Annotated in this window: 14 protein-coding genes; 11 read left to right on the top strand and 3 right to left on the bottom strand. The window is 65.7% G+C overall.

Annotated elements, in window-relative coordinates:
- Positions 1-2: 2 nt before the first annotated feature.
- A complete protein-coding gene (locus tag CH278_RS04800) occupies positions 3-1,571 on the bottom strand; it encodes a TM0106 family RecB-like putative nuclease (RefSeq protein WP_240934325.1) in 1,569 nt (522 codons plus the stop codon).
- A 151-nt stretch (positions 1,572-1,722) separates the two neighbouring features.
- Between CH278_RS04800 and CH278_RS04805 the strand changes: the two genes are divergently transcribed.
- The 9 genes from CH278_RS04805 to CH278_RS04845 all read left to right on the top strand — a co-directional run bounded on the left by CH278_RS04805 (position 1,723) and on the right by CH278_RS04845 (position 9,447).
- Positions 1,723-2,373, top strand: coding sequence for a DUF6474 family protein (locus tag CH278_RS04805; protein ID WP_027494864.1), 651 nt, complete (start codon positions 1,723-1,725; stop codon positions 2,371-2,373).
- A 16-nt stretch (positions 2,374-2,389) separates the two neighbouring features.
- Entirely contained in the window at positions 2,390-2,923 is a 534-nt protein-coding gene (locus tag CH278_RS04810) for a hypothetical protein (protein ID WP_032381961.1), read from the top strand.
- 51 nt (positions 2,924-2,974) lie between these two features.
- Positions 2,975-3,637, top strand: a complete 663-nt coding sequence (locus CH278_RS04815) for a YcnI family copper-binding membrane protein (protein ID WP_032366718.1) — start codon at positions 2,975-2,977, stop codon at positions 3,635-3,637.
- Positions 3,634-4,233: a copper resistance CopC family protein gene (locus tag CH278_RS04820; RefSeq protein WP_072691977.1), complete on the top strand. Its 600-nt coding sequence runs from the start codon at positions 3,634-3,636 to the stop codon at positions 4,231-4,233. The genes CH278_RS04815 and CH278_RS04820 overlap by 4 nt, the downstream gene beginning before the upstream one ends.
- A gap of 16 nt (positions 4,234-4,249) precedes the next feature.
- Positions 4,250-5,194, top strand: a complete 945-nt coding sequence (locus CH278_RS04825; protein WP_238325099.1) for a copper resistance D family protein — start codon at positions 4,250-4,252, stop codon at positions 5,192-5,194.
- Between the two features lie 101 nt (positions 5,195-5,295).
- Complete coding sequence (locus CH278_RS04830) at positions 5,296-6,486, top strand: DNA cytosine methyltransferase (protein WP_230595297.1); 1,191 nt, start codon at positions 5,296-5,298, stop codon at positions 6,484-6,486.
- Positions 6,470-7,330 (top strand): GIY-YIG nuclease family protein, encoded by an 861-nt coding sequence (locus CH278_RS04835; protein ID WP_052060725.1) that lies wholly within the window; start codon positions 6,470-6,472, stop codon positions 7,328-7,330. Before CH278_RS04830 ends, CH278_RS04835 begins: the two co-directional genes overlap by 17 nt.
- A 24-nt stretch (positions 7,331-7,354) precedes the next feature.
- On the top strand, positions 7,355-8,263 hold the full coding sequence (locus CH278_RS04840) for a LysR family transcriptional regulator (RefSeq protein ID WP_032407180.1): 909 nt from the start codon (positions 7,355-7,357) through the stop codon (positions 8,261-8,263).
- A gap of 68 nt (positions 8,264-8,331) precedes the next feature.
- Positions 8,332-9,447, top strand: coding sequence for a TDT family transporter (locus CH278_RS04845; protein WP_052060671.1), 1,116 nt, complete (start codon positions 8,332-8,334; stop codon positions 9,445-9,447).
- 2 nt (positions 9,448-9,449) lie between these two features.
- On the opposite strand, the gene CH278_RS04850 is transcribed toward CH278_RS04845, so the two are convergent.
- Entirely contained in the window at positions 9,450-9,800 is a 351-nt protein-coding gene (locus tag CH278_RS04850; protein ID WP_032371721.1) for a VOC family protein, read from the bottom strand.
- Positions 9,801-10,025: 225 nt separating this feature from the next.
- Here CH278_RS04850 and CH278_RS04855 point away from each other — a divergent pair, with 225 nt between their 5' ends.
- Together CH278_RS04855 and CH278_RS04860 are read left to right on the top strand one after the other, a co-directional pair.
- Entirely contained in the window at positions 10,026-10,511 is a 486-nt protein-coding gene (locus tag CH278_RS04855; protein ID WP_032366715.1) for a MarR family winged helix-turn-helix transcriptional regulator, read from the top strand.
- Positions 10,512-10,514: 3 nt separating this feature from the next.
- Entirely contained in the window at positions 10,515-12,563 is a 2,049-nt protein-coding gene (locus tag CH278_RS04860; protein WP_032407179.1) for an MDR family MFS transporter, read from the top strand.
- A 75-nt stretch (positions 12,564-12,638) separates the two neighbouring features.
- On the opposite strand, the gene CH278_RS04865 is transcribed toward CH278_RS04860, so the two are convergent.
- A complete protein-coding gene (locus CH278_RS04865; protein WP_032407178.1) occupies positions 12,639-14,192 on the bottom strand; it encodes a succinic semialdehyde dehydrogenase in 1,554 nt (517 codons plus the stop codon).
- Positions 14,193-14,227 lie beyond the last annotated feature (35 nt).

Consider the following 14,227-nt stretch of genomic DNA (forward strand, 5'->3'; position numbering starts at 1 on the left):
GGTCACACGCGAGCGCGCAGGTCCGCCACGGTCGGGATCTCGTGCTCGGCGCGGTCGGACATCCACTCGCGCAACACTTTAGTGGCGAGCACATCGTCCTCGTTGTAGACGAGTAGCCGTTCTCGCTGGGTGTGATCGGGATCGGCGTCGTATCCGACAGCCTCGCGGTACCAGCCCATCGACGCCTCGCCACCGGCTTCCTCGTCGCGCCAGGAGAATCCGGCCACCGGGGCAATCTTCTTCAGCCCCTTGCCGTTCGGGCAGATGAACTGGTCACTGACGGCCTGATAGATATCCACCCACTGCTCGCTGTCGATGAATTCGCGTATCTGCGCCTCGGTGGGCACTCCGGGGACGTCGGCGAAGCGTCGGGCCGAGTCGAGTAACCACTTGTCCTCGGCTTGTCTCGAATAGCAATACGCTGCAAAGGTTTTGCCGCGAGCCGCGGCATCGGCTCGCGTGTCCATCAACCAGTTCCAGAACACCGCGAACGAGCGTCCCTCGTCGACGGTGGGCAGCGGATCCCACGTGACGAAGCCGCGATACTCCGGCGGCGGTCCGCCTGCCTCGGTGAGGAGCGTGCCCCACAGGTACGCGCCGTGCTCCTGATAGCTCTCCATGTCGACGTCCACCTCCACGTCGGCGCGGTGGACCGTCACGGTCTCCGATCGACGCAGAAGCGGCACGTCGGCGCGCCAGGCCAGCGCCGCAGACACCGCGTCGTCGAAGTTGCCGAAGGGCCACTCCTCGGGAGCCGGACCGGTCCATTGCGCCAGTTCGTCGATCGTCCGCACTCCAGCGCTGCGCAGCACGTCCGCTCGAGATCCCGATGCGACGAGTGAGACGTCGCGGGCCGCCACCAACTGCGGCTTGCAGTCGAACCACCAAGCACACGAACGGCATTCGCTGATCTGCGAGGGAACGGTCACCGCGTCACCGCTCGCGACAGCAAGCCGGTCCGCGAAGCGAATGTCGTATTCGTCGAGCGCGGCAGTCAGGTCGTGTACCAACACGCACTCTCCGCGATAACCCACTGCGCCCCCGACCGGGGTAGCCGTGGCCAAGCCCTCGTGGGCGAGCATGCGGTACAGGTGCGCGAGGCGGAGCTGATCGCGCAGCTGGCTGCGCACCTTGCGGGTCTCGTCGACGGCCGGAGCCCAGTGCGTGAGCGGCGTGGTGCGCGCACCGCGCCCGGGGTCGGTCACCTTGTGATTGACGACGATCACCGGAATGTAGCCGCCCGACGCGTCACGCACGAGAAGCTCGCTCCGTCCGCGGCGGCCGGTATCGCGTTCGAGTGGCAGAACTGCATTCCAGATACGTTCGACGCCTGCGCGGCAGGCCGCGACGGTCGCATCGGCCGCAGCACGGGCCGTGGGCTCGTCGATCTCGGTCCACTGCATGGGGTCGGCCGCTGCCAACTGCGCGCGAATGTTCTCGCGATGCGCCTGAGCCGCCTCTCGGCGTTGCCGCACCCCGGGATTCTCGGGTTCACCGCGCAGGAGCGCCCCGTAGGCGGTGTCGAGATAGAGCCGGTGCCGACATCGCGTCAACGATCCGGCGTCGAGCAGCACAGGTACGTGCGACGCTGCCGCATCTCGTTGACCGTTCACACCGCTAGACATTAGGTGAGCCCTCCGACAGCCGAAGAAGAACAGCTGCCTATTAGGCTGTGTGGAACGCACCGTTACCGCCTAGCAGCACATGTCAGGAGCCTTGTCGATGGGTCTGTTCCGTAAGCGCAAAGGTCGTGCCACTCGCAAGGCGGAGGCGAAGGCCCTCAAGCACAAGGCCACTCTGGAGGCGAAGCTCGGCGCGAAGAACGAGCGCAAGCAGCTGAAGTCGATCGCCAAGGCGCAGCGCAAGCTCAGCGCGGTGGAGGCGAAGTCGCAGAAGAATGTCGAGAAGGCGCAGGTCTCGGCGTTGCGGGCGCAGCAGAAGGCGGCTGCGGCCGGCACGCTGAACGTGGCTCAGATTCGTAAGTATCTCGGTATTGCTCGGCTTCTGCTGCCGGTGCTGGCTCCGATTGCCTACCGCGCTGCCACCGTCGTTCGCGGGCAGCTCGACAACCGTAAGGCGCAGCAGCTGGGTGTCGCACCCGATCAGCTGAGCGAGTACTCGGGCCACGGCGGCAAGCTCAGCGCCCGGATCGCCGGTGCCGAGAAGTCGCTGAGCACCATCGGATCGCGTCATTCGGATCCGGAGACCAAGAGTTTCGGTGCCGCGATCAGCGAGCGTCTCGACGATCTGACCACCGCTGTGCGCGCCGCCGAGCAGATGCCGCCTGCGCGCCGCAAGACTGCCCACGCCGCCATTTCCGCTGAGCTCGACGGCATCGAAGCGGACGTGCTCGCTCGCCTCGGCGTGCGCTGATCTCACCGACCATCCGATGACCGACGGCTCTGCTGCACCGCTTCGCGGCGGAGCTGTCGGTACGGTCACCGCCGCGCTGGCGGTTGCTGCGCACGGAATGGCGGGCGGCGGCTATCTCAGCGGATCGGGCCTGGCTCTGCTGATCGTGGTCAGCCTCGGCGTCGGTGCCATGACTGCCGTTCCGCGTCGCTCGACTGTTCTGTTGCCCGCCCTGATGGGTGGCCAACTCCTCGCTCATACCGCACTGAGCCTGAGCGACATGGCCGGCATGTCGGGCTCGTCACACAGCCATTCGCTGCTGCCCAGTGCCGCGATGATCGGCTTTCACGCGGCCGCGTCGCTGGTCGCCGCGCTGTTGATCGCCGCAGCCGAACGTCTCTACGGCCCGATCACATCGATCGTTCGTGCCGTTCTCGCGCTCCTCACTCCCCTGCCCGACGGTTCTGCTGTCGGTCGCGTCCGGTTCTCCGTCGCGATGCCGTCGGTGCACGGTATTGCCCTGGACTGGGCCATTTCTCGTCGTGGGCCTCCGATGTCGATCAGCTCGTAACTCTGATCCGACATCCTCTTTCCACCTCCGCACAGAAATGACCCAACACTCATGAAGAGTTCCATTCCGCGTGCCTTGTTCGTATCGGGTGCCACCGTCGGCGCACTGCTGATCGGCGCAGGCGCAGCCTCCGCCCATGTGGTCGTCTCCGCGCCCGACGCCGCGCAGGGCGGCTACTCGGTCCTGACGTTCCGCGTCCCCACCGAGTCCGACACCGCATCGACCAACTCGGTCAAGGTCACCTTGCCCGGCCTCAATTCCGCTCGCACCCAACCCATTCCGGGGTGGACGTCCACCGTCGAGAAGGACTCCGCCGATCTCGCCGTGTCGGTGACCTGGACGGCCAATCCCGGTGCCGAGGTCGGTCCGGGCCAGTTCCAGCAGTTCCTGCTCTCCGCGGGGCCGCTGCCCGAGCAGGAAACCGTGTCGTTCCCGGCCACCCAGACCTACACCGACGGTGAGGTCGTACAGTGGAACGAGCCGATGACCGAGGACGGCAGCGAGCCCGAGTTGCCCGCTCCCACACTGACCCTCGCAGCATCGAGCGGTGACGCGCACGGCGGAGCCCACGCCGAGACGACGGACGCAGCCGAGCAGACGTCCACGTCCTCCTCGGACACCACCGCCCGGTGGATTGCCGGTGCCGGGCTCGTTCTCGGTGCCGTCGGCGCCGGCCTCGGAATCGGTGCAACCGTACGGAGCCGACGCTCGTGAGGGCGCTGACCGTGTCCGCCAAAGCGGTGGTCGTATCGGCGGTGGCCTTGCTGGCACTGCTGGTCGCGGCTCCGATTGCCTCGGCTCATTCGCAGGTCACCGGGTACAGCCCGGCCGACGGCTCCTCGCTCGACGCATCTCCGGCGACGGCATCGGTGACCTTCAACGAGGTGCCGCAGTCGCAGTTCGCAACGCTCAACGTCGTCGGCCCCGACGGCAACATCTGGTCGAAGGGCGATGCTCGCATCGAGGGCCAGAGCGTGGTCGTCGACGTCGGTGATCTGGGCCCTGCCGGCGAGTACACCCTCGCCTACCGCATCACCTCGGCAGACGGTCATCCGGTAAGCGGCACGGCCACGTTCACGCTGACGCAGGAAGGGTCCGGAACACCCGGGGCACCGGCCGATGCGTCGGGCACCTCGGAAGAGTCCGAGGACGGGTTCCTCGGCGGCTACGGACCTATCGTGCTGGTCGTGATTGCGGTCCTCGCCTTCGGCGGAGCGTTGGCATTCGCACTGCGTAAGCCAAAAGACCAGCGTAAGCCGAAAGACCAGCGTAAGCCAGAAGACCAGCGTAAGCCGAAGAGCGAGAAGTAGATCCGACGTGGCTGCGGTGAGCGAGAGGAGCCTTCGGCTCGTGCTCGCCGCCGCAGCCTCGGCGGTGGTGGGGGTCGCGGCAGCGTTCGCGCTGGCGTACCCCACCTTTCCCAGCGGGTCGTCGTGGCTCCGCGTCATCGCTGTCGCGTCGGGTTCGGTGGTGTTGGGGTTCGGAATTCTCGCTGTCCTGGACGGTAATTCCGCATCTCGACGCCCCGCCCTCGACTCGCTGGTGATGTGGCGGTCGATCGGGTTCCTGTCGGGTCTGTGGGCGGTGGCCGAGTTCGTCCTGTTGGCAGCGGCCGCAGCCGAGGCCGAGGGCCGAGCAGTCACGGCGCTGTCGCCGAGTGCATTTGCGGCCTTCGTCGCGTCGATCTCCGTCGGTCGACTCGGCGCGACGACGGTGCTCCTCGCGCTCGTTCTGTGCGCCATGGGCGTACTCGGATATCGACGAGACGCATCCTGGTCCCCGGTTCCCGTGGTCACGCTGGCGGCGCTGGCCCTGGTCGCGCGACCGATCACCGGACACATGTCGCAATTCGCATTCGGGTCCATTGCCGTTGCCGTGCATGTGGTGTGCGCCTCGGTGTGGCTCGGTGTGCTGGGCGCGATGGCGCTGAGTCTGCGGACCAAGACAGCGTGGGCGACGCTTTTGCCGGCCTATTCCCGGATCGCGCTGTGGTGCGTCGTCGGGGTGGCCGTGACCGGCGTATTCGACGCGGTCCTGAAGTTGGAGAGCCCGGCTGCTGCGATCGAGACCGGTTACGGCCGAATCGTTCTCGCCAAAGTCGTGATGACCGTGATCCTGGTGGCCGTGGCATCTCGGATCCGCCGCACGTGGTTGCCGACCGCCACTGCGCACCGCTCCACGGCGGACTACTCGGTGGGACGAGCTGCCGCTCATGTCTGTCTGCTGGCGGTGGCGTTCGGATTGGCGGCGGCGTTGGCAACCACGGCGTAAGGCCGGAGTGCAGCCTGCGGAATGACCAGGAAGAGCCGGAGTGCAGCCTGCGGAATGACCAGACAAGCGAGTCTGTCGGGGCTCTGTACTAGCCTGAGTGCATGCCGAAGTTGACTGTGGTGCCGGGTGGTTCCTCGGTGTCCGCGCGCGATCGGATTCCCACGGTCGCCGAGTTCTTCGCCGGTATCGGTTTGGTGCGAATGGGCTTGGAGCAGGCCGGTTTCGAGGTGTGCTGGGCCAACGACATCGAGCGCGACAAGCACCACATGTATCGCCAACACTTCGGTGACGACGCGGCCCATTTTCAGCTCGGGGATGTTGCCGGCACGCGCGGCGACGATCTGCCGGACGGTCTGTCGTTGGCATGGGCGTCGTTTCCGTGCACGGATTTGTCTCTGGCCGGGGGCCGGGCCGGTCTCGCGGGCAAGAACTCCTCGACATTTCGGCACTTCACTCGAGTGTTGGACGAAATGGGTGACGGCCGTCCCGAGGTGGTCGCGCTGGAGAACGTCGTCGGCCTGGCCACCAGTCATGGGGGCGACGATCTGGCGGCCGCGGTCCGTGAGCTCAACGAACTCGGCTATTCGGTGGACGTCCTCACCATCGATGCTCGACGGTTCGTCCCGCAGTCCCGTCCTCGTCTGTTCCTGATCGGTGCGCAACATCCGCCGGAGGATGCCCGCGATCCCAACAGTGAACTACGTCCGGATTGGTTGCAGGCGGTCTACGGCGATTCGACGCTGTCGACGCATCGGGCTCCGCTGCCCAGCCCGCCGATCCCGTTGACCAGTGGTCTCGGCGATCTGGTCGAGCGAATGGATTACCGCGACGAGCGCTGGTGGGATGCAGATCGCACCGAGGCGTTCGTACGCTCGTTGTCCCCGATTCAGTTGCAGCGCATCGAGATTCTGAAGAAGGCGCGCAAGGTCAGTTACCGTACCGCCTACCGTCGTACCCGCAATGGCGTCGCGGTGTGGGAGGCCCGCCCCGACGACATCTCCGGCTGCCTGCGTACTGCGCGCGGCGGGTCGTCGAAGCAGGCGGTGGTCAAGATCGGCCACGGCCGGTTGCAGGTGCGCTGGATGACGCCTCTCGAGTACGCCCGCTTGATGGGCGCCGGCGACTACACGCTCGGCGGTCTGCGGAACAACCAGGCGCTCTTCGGTTTCGGTGATGCGGTGTGCGTTCCGGTGGTCGCGTGGCTGGCGGAGCACTACCTGATGCCCCTGGTGAACGGGACACTCGGTTCCATCGCGCCGAATGCGACTGCTGCGCATGTCCAGTCACGGTAAGTCCTCGCTGCGGGCGTCGGCGGTCGCGCCGCGCAAGAGCAGTCTGCCTGCGGACGATGTGCAGTCCTTTCGAGCTGCACTGCGAGAAGTGCTGAGCGAGAAGGACGATCGAGGGCGCGTCTGGTCGGCGGCCAAGTGGGGCGTGTATGCGTTCTACGACTACGACGGCGAGCCGATCTACGTGGGGCAGACCAAGGAGAAGCTCAGCGTTCGGGTGCAGCGGCATCTGACCAATCAGCGGACCGACGCCGTCGCGATGCGAGTGCTGGACGTGTTCGAGGTCGCGGAGATCGAGATCTGGCCGCTCTGGCAGTACGAGGACCTCAAGAAGTCCGACGGCGCAGAACAATTCCGCGCAGCCGAACGCGATTTGAACGCCCACGAGTACACGGCGTACCTCGAGGCCATCGACAGGTCGCGTCACAAGGCAATTCTGAACGAGAAGATCCCGCCGGTCTCCGAGCCCATCACTCTGCCTGCGTCACTGCGGCGGTCACTGATCTCCGAGCAGACCCGAATAGAGCGCGGGCACCCCGACATTCGGATCGCGCGACGCGCGGAGACCATCTCCCGATTGGCTGCGGTCACTCGCGAGCGCGGTGAGGTGTCCGAGGGTCTGCGACGCGTCCTGGTGGTGCAGGCGGTGCGGCTGGCGTATTTGTCTGCGGAGCGACTCGCATTCGTCGAGGGTCACCCCATTCCCGATCCCGCGGCCATCGACGTCACCGCCCTGGTGGGTTCGGTGCTGCACGAACGTAGCGATCCCGAGGATCCGGACGACCCCGGAGACCCAGAGGACCTACCCGAGCCCGACGCCGAGCTGGACCTGTTCAGCGACTACTGACTCCCGTCGCCGTAGGCTCGACCTGTGCCGCTTCCCCCTCACGTTGCCGATCTCACCAGCATCGATCTGTTGCTGTCGGTGGCAGAGCTCGGCAGCATCGGCCGTGCCGGACACGCCCACGGCATGTCGCAGCCGGCGGCAAGTTCTCGCATTCGGGCGCTGGAGCGTCGCGTCGGAGCGCCGTTGTTGAAGCGGGGCGCACGCGGAACGGTGCTGACCGAGTTCGGCGAGCTCGTCGCGAGTTGGGCAGCGCCGGTAGTCCGGTCGGCCGAGGACTTGGCGACGGCGATCGCCACGCTGCACGCCGAGCGCATCGGCCACCTGCAGATCGCGGCCAGTCAGACTGTCGCCGAATATCTTCTGCCGAGATGGCTGGTCACACTGCACACGACGCTGCCCCAGATCGTGCCCACGCTGAGCTCGGGCAATTCGGCTGTGGTCGCCGCGACGGTGCTCGCCGGAGACGCAGACCTGGGGTTCATCGAAAACCCCAGTGTCCAGGCCGAACTCACGTACCGCACCGTCGCAACCGACGAACTGGTTCTCGTCGTGGCACCCGGACATCCGTGGGCACACACTGCACCGTCGACCGCGCAGGTAGTCGAGACGGCGCTGGTCACCCGCGAAGCCGGGTCGGGAACCAGGTCCGTGTACGAGAGTGCGGTTGCTGCAGCAGGTTTCGGCCCGCCCACGACTCCTCTGCTGGAAGTGTCGTCGACGACGGCCATCAAGTCCGCTGTGGCGGCGGGGATCGGCGGTGCCGTCCTCAGTTCACTGGCCGTCGCGACGGAGCTGGCGGCGGGCAGTCTGATCGGAGTGCCGCTCCCCGATCTGTCCCTGCACAGAGACTTGCGCGCCATCTGGCGATCGGGCCGTGAGCCCAGCGGCCCGGCCGCAGAACTTCTGACGGTAGCGACGTCCATCCAGCCATAACCTCCAGTTATGACTGGATCGCGAATTGCTGCCTACCGGACGCGGGCCGCGTCGCGCACAGTGAAGTCATGACCGTCCTCGAGTCCGTCTCGTACGCACCCCGGCTGACGCGCAGGCGGACCGTCGAGCACATCACCCCCAACTGGTTCGCCGCCGTCATGGGAACCGGCATCGTCGCCACCGCGGCCGCCACACTGCCCGTCGACCTTCCTGCGTTGCGCGTCTTCGCCGTCATCGTCTGGGTACTCGCTGCGGGTGCGCTCGTAGTGATCGGCGCAGCCTTCGCGCGGCACTGGATCGGTTACCGCGCACGCGCAGTCGACTACGCGCAGCACCCGGTGATGATGCAGTTCTACGGCGCACCGCCCATGGCCATGCTGACCGTCGGTGCCGGGGCCGGCCTGCTCGGCGGAGACCTCGTCGGTCCCACGGCGGCCACGGCACTGTTCGCAGTCCTTTGGGTCGTCGGCACGATCACCGGCCTGCTCACCAGCGTCGCGGTGCCGTTTCGCATGATTACGGCCGGTCCCCGAGAGCAGGTCACGGCATTGCCGGCGTGGTTGATGCCCGTCGTTCCGCCGATGGTCTCGGCGTCGACCGGCGCATTGTTGCTTCCCCACCTGCCCGACGGCCAGTGGCGGTTGGCGCTGCTGTGCGCGTGCTACGCGATGTTCGGGCTGTCGCTGATCGTCGGAATGCTCACCATGACGTTGATCTACGGACGCCTGCTGCACGGCGGTCTGCCGTCCGTCGACGCGGCTCCGACGGTCTGGATCACGCTCGGGTTGATCGGCCAGTCGGTCACGGCGGCCAATCTGCTGGGCACCGATGCAGCGACGGTGTTCACCGCGGCACAATCGTCGATCGCCGTCGGGCTGCACGTCGTCGGGATCGGCTACGGACTGATCATGGGCGGATTCGGCGCGCTGATGTTCGCACTGGCCACTGCGCTGACCGTCCATGCGGCACGGAGGAAGATGAGCTTTTCACTGACGTGGTGGTCGTTCACGTTCCCGATCGGCACCTGCGTCACCGGAGCGACCGCGATCGGCAATGCCCTCGATTTCGGCGCGGTCCGTGCCCTTGCCGTACTGCTGTACGTCGTGCTCGTGACGGCCTGGATCACTGTCGCCACTCGAACTGTCCGAGGCGTGTGGCGAGGAAACCTGCTGCAGCCCAGCTGATCTCACATGTGCGCGAGCACGTTCACCACGTTGCCGCCCGCGTCTCGGAAGAAGAATCGGCGCACGCCCCACTCCTCGTTGGTGATCTCGTACACGATCTCGAAATTCGCATCCACCGCGGCGCGGTAAGCCGCGTCGACGTCGTCCACTTCGAGAGACGCCGACGGATTCACCGGGCCGGTGGGGTCGACGGTGATCAGACTCAGTTGCGCGGTGCTGTCCCCCGGTGACGCAAGTGTGGCGATCCAACCGTGGTTCATCACCACCTCCATGCCGGTGACCTGGACATACGCGTCCAGCGCCGCATCGAGATCGGTGACCGTGAGCAGGGGCATCGCGCGCACAACGTCCATCTTCGGACTGTATCGCCCACCCCTGAGCTCGGGATCGGCTCCCCAGTTTCGGATTTGTGCCGCCGATCGCAGGCTGGAATCCAGATCAGGGGAGCCGACCCCCCACTCGGACCCACCTCGCTCCAACCCTGTGACCCACCAGACAGGAATATTGTTTGCTTAGCGCATGTATGTATATATATGGTTGCAGACAGCAAGTAAATCGAACTCAGCGTTGGAGTACTCATGGCAGTTCAATCCACGACAGCGGAATCGCTCGTCGAAGAGGTATTCCTCTTCGGGCGCACGCTGAAGCGGGCCGTGACCACCGGAGTCGAGGATTCACCGTTGCCGCAGGCGCTGACCGGAGTTCTGGCCATCCTCGCAACAGAGGGTGAATGCAGACAGACCGACCTCGCCAGCAGGCTCTGCGTCAGCCAGTCCGCCCTCAGCCGGCAGATCGCGGACCTCGTCGAACTCGGCTACATCGATCGGCATCCCGATCCGGACGACAGAAGAGCGTCCCGGGTCTGCGTGTCGGACGAAGGCCAGGCTCGACTGAAACAGATTTGGGACAGGCGAGCTCGTCGCCTGGCAGAGATGTTGAGCGAATGGAGTGAAACCGAGGCTCTCGATGCCCTCGATTCCATCCGCAAGCTCAACGACACGTTCACCGAAGACGCCCACGCCCAGCACCAGGACGTGGCCCGCATTGAATTGATTGCGAGATAAGACATGACCACCACATCCGCGGAGAATCCGCCGAATCAGGCAGTCGCCGATCCCGATGCGATGACGCATCGCCAGATCCTCGAAGCCCTCACCGGTCTGCTGGCCGCGCTGTTCACCGCGCTGCTGAGCACCACCATCGTCTCGACCGCATTGCCGACCATCATCGGTGACCTGAAGGGTTCGCAGACCGCGTACGCCTGGGTCATCACCACCGCCCTGTTGGCCAACGCCGCGTCGACGCCCATCTGGGGCAAGCTCGCCGACCTGTTCAACAAGAAGGTCCTGGTCCAGAGCTCGATTCTGATCTTCGTCGCGGGCTCGCTCATCGCCGGCTTCGCGCACAACGTTCCGGTGCTGCTCGCCGCACGTGTGGTGCAGGGCATCGGCATGGGTGGCCTGACGGCACTCGTCATCGCCATCATCGGAACCATCGTCTCCCCGCGTGATCGTGGCCGCTACTCGGGTTACACCGGTGCCGTCATGGCCGTGTCGATGTCCGGTGGCCCCATCCTCGGCGGCGTCATCGTCGACAGCCCCCTCGGGTGGCGCTGGTGCTTCTTCGTCTGCGTCCCGTTGGCTGTCATCGCCCTCGGCCTGCTGCAGAAGACGCTGCACATCAAGACCGTCCGCAAGGACAACGTCTCCATCGACTGGCTCGGCGCACTTCTGCTGACCGCAGGCGTGTCCGTTCTCCTCGTGTGGGTTTCGTTCGCAGGCAAGGCCGACTACTACGCCTGGATCTCTCGTGAGACCGCGTACCTCGTCGGCGGCGGAGTTGCGCTGCTCGTCCTGACGATCATCGTCGAGGCTCGACACAAGTCGCCGATCATCCCGCTCAAGATCGTCACCGAGCGCACCACCGGCCTGGCCATCATCGCGTCCATCGCGGTCGGCGTCGGCCTCTTCGGAGCCACCACGTTCCTCGGCCAGTACTTCCAGACTGCTCGCGGCTACACCCCCACCGAAGCTGGATTGCTCTCCATCCCACTGGTGTTCGGCATGCTCGTCGCCTCCGTGGGCTCCGGTCAGCTGATCACCAAGTTCGGTCAGTGGAAGCCGTTCATCGTCACCGGCTCCATCTTGCTGGTCATCGGATTCCTGCTGCTGGGCACCATCGACCACGCCACCAGCCTGGTGACGGTCGGCATCTTCATCACCATCGTCGGTCTCGGTACCGGCATGCTGATGCAGAATCTCGTTCTCGCAGTGCAGAACACGGTCAGTGTGCAGAACGTCGGTGCAGCATCGTCGACGGTTGCCTTCTTCCGAACCTTCGGCGGAGCGATCGGCGTCTCGGTTCTCGGTTCGCTGCTGGCAACCCGTGTCGCCGAGAAGTCGGCAGCCGGTCTGGCGCAGCTCGGTGTGGACGGTTCGGCCGGAGGCGGCGGATCGCTCGACCTCACGGCACTGCCTGCTCCGATCGTCAGCGTCATCCGCACCGCATACGGCGACGCGACCGGACGCATCTTCATGATCGCCGGCTTCGTTGCGATCGTCACGCTCATCGCAGTGGTCTTCATCCCGAATCGCCCGCTGCGCAAGACGATCGACATCGCGTCGGCACCGGCGCAGGGACCCGTTACCGATCTGGACCAGAACAATCTCGACGCTGATGCTCAGGCACAGCCCGAGCGTCGGGAACAGCTCGCCGAGATCCCGTCCTTCGGGGCGACTCAGGATTACGTCGGAGCGCAGTACGGCAACGAACGGCGCTTCGAGCGTCGCAACGAAGGTCGCCACGAGGCTCAGCCGGGTCAGCGTCCCTTCGATGGACTGAGCACCGATGCCCGTGATCGACTGCTCACGCTGCTGCTGCCCCAGCCCGAGGACACGTTGACCGCTCTCGACGAGGCCGAGGCCATTCGCGCCGAGGTGATCGAGCTGCAACAGGAGCTCGACGCCAAGATGCTCGACTTCGATGCAGTGTGCGAGCGACTCCGCCGACTCGGACTCAGCGAGCAGCAGGTGGCTCGGGTGTTGGGAGACAACCACATTCCCGACAGCCACAATCACTACGCCAACGCCGGACTGAACGGCCACAGCGTCAACTGATCTGCCACAGAACAGCGAAAGGCCCCGCACACCCGAAAGGGAGTGCGGGGCCTTTCCTCGTCCGTCTACCGACTACTACCGGCCGGGTATGTACTTCAGCGCTTTGACGAAGGGAGGCATGATCTTTGCCCACAGCTTCGGCGGAAGTCCGCGCGGTCCACCGAGATTGAGCAGGCGGGTCGTCGCGATGGTCTGCGGCTCGGTGTACTTGAGCAGTCCCTCGTTTCCGTGCCTACGGCCCATGCCGGAGACGCCCATTCCGCCCATCGGCGCACCGGTGGTGCCCCACGTCGGCGCGTAACCCTCGTCGACGTTCACCGTGCCCGCATGCAGACGTGCGGCAATGGCCTCGCCCTGAGCCTTCGTCTTGGCCCAGACACTTGCGTTCAATCCGTAGTCGGTGTCGTTGGCCTTCGCAATGGCCTCGTCGACGTCGGCGACGGGGTAGATCGACACCAGCGGCCCGAAGGTCTCGGTCGCCGCACACTCCATGTCCTCGGTGACGTTCGTCAGCAACGTCGGCTCGTAGAACAGCGGGCCGATGTCGGGACGCGCCTTGCCGCCCGCGACGACCGTCGCGCCCTTGACCTTGGCGTCGTCGACGTGCGCCGAGACCGTCTTGATCTGGTCCTCGGAGATGAGGCTGCCCATTTCGATGCCGAACTCGTAATCGGCACCCACGGTCATGTTGCGTACCCGCTGGCCGAACTTCTCGGTGAACTCGGCGGCGATCGACTTCTCGACGTAGATGCGCTCGATGGAGATGCAGAGCTGACCGGAGTTGGAGAAGCAGGCGCGCACTGCCGCGTCGGATACTTCCCGCAGGTTCGCGCCCTTCGCGACGATCATGGCGTTCTTGCCGCCGAGCTCGGCGGAGAAACCGATGAGTCGACGCCCCGCCTGCTCGGCCAGGAGCTGACCGGTGGCCGTGGAGCCGGTGAACATGACGTATTCGGTGTTCTCGACGATCGCGGTGCCCACCACCGAGCCGGGGCCGGGGACCACGGCGAACAGGTCGCGGGGCAGACCGGCCTTGTAGAGCAGCTCGACGCAGGCCAATGCGCAGTACGGCGTCTGGCTGTCGGGCTTGAGCACGACGCCGTTGCCGGCCAGCAGCGCCGGAATGGCGTCGGACACCGCGAGAGTCATCGGGTAGTTCCACGGCGAGATGATTCCGACGACTCCCTTCGGCTGGTACCGAACGCGAGTCTTGGTCAGCACGGGAAGCATGCCGGTGACCTTCTTCGGGGCCAGCAGCTTGGCCGCCGTGCGTGCGTAGTGCCGCGAGGTCATCGAGATGTCGAGGACTTCCTCGAGGGCGGCGGCGCGGGACTTGCCCGTCTCGGCCTGCGCCATGTCCATGAGCTCGTCGCGGTGCGCGAGCACCAGGTCGCGGTAGCGGTGGAAGATCTCTGCGCGCTCGGAGACCGGGCGCTTGGCCCAGGCCGCCTGAGCGGTACGGACGCGCGCGATCGCAGCCAGAGCATCTACAGCCGTACCGACCGGAATGGTCGCCAGCTCCTTACCGGTGAACACCTCGGTGATCGTCTTGGTGGGACGCGAGTCCGCGTCGGGAATGGCGATGAGATCAGCGAGCCGGGAAAAGGTCGCAGTGGACGGAGCAGGCATTTTTGCATCCCTACTGATGAGTAGTGTTCGGAGTA

The organism is Rhodococcus sp. 05-2254-5 (genome assembly GCF_002258575.1).
GTDB lineage: Bacteria > Actinomycetota > Actinomycetes > Mycobacteriales > Mycobacteriaceae > Rhodococcoides > Rhodococcoides fascians.

Excerpts from the sequence above, each read along its gene's own strand:
- CH278_RS04805 (WP_027494864.1), top strand. The coding sequence starts at position 1,723 with ATGGGTCTGTTCCGTAAGCGCAAAGGTCGTGCCACTCGCAAGGCGGAG.
- CH278_RS04810 (WP_032381961.1), top strand. The coding sequence starts at position 2,390 with ATGACCGACGGCTCTGCTGCACCGCTTCGCGGCGGAGCTGTCGGTACG.
- CH278_RS04815 (WP_032366718.1), top strand. The coding sequence starts at position 2,975 with ATGAAGAGTTCCATTCCGCGTGCCTTGTTCGTATCGGGTGCCACCGTC.
- CH278_RS04830 (WP_230595297.1), top strand. The coding sequence starts at position 5,296 with ATGCCGAAGTTGACTGTGGTGCCGGGTGGTTCCTCGGTGTCCGCGCGC.
- CH278_RS04835 (WP_052060725.1), top strand. The coding sequence starts at position 6,470 with ATGTCCAGTCACGGTAAGTCCTCGCTGCGGGCGTCGGCGGTCGCGCCG.
- CH278_RS04845 (WP_052060671.1), top strand. The coding sequence starts at position 8,332 with ATGACCGTCCTCGAGTCCGTCTCGTACGCACCCCGGCTGACGCGCAGG.
- CH278_RS04850 (WP_032371721.1), bottom strand. The coding sequence starts at position 9,800 with ATGGACGTTGTGCGCGCGATGCCCCTGCTCACGGTCACCGATCTCGAT.
- CH278_RS04855 (WP_032366715.1), top strand. The coding sequence starts at position 10,026 with ATGGCAGTTCAATCCACGACAGCGGAATCGCTCGTCGAAGAGGTATTC.
- CH278_RS04860 (WP_032407179.1), top strand. The coding sequence starts at position 10,515 with ATGACCACCACATCCGCGGAGAATCCGCCGAATCAGGCAGTCGCCGAT.
- CH278_RS04865 (WP_032407178.1), bottom strand. The coding sequence starts at position 14,192 with ATGCCTGCTCCGTCCACTGCGACCTTTTCCCGGCTCGCTGATCTCATC.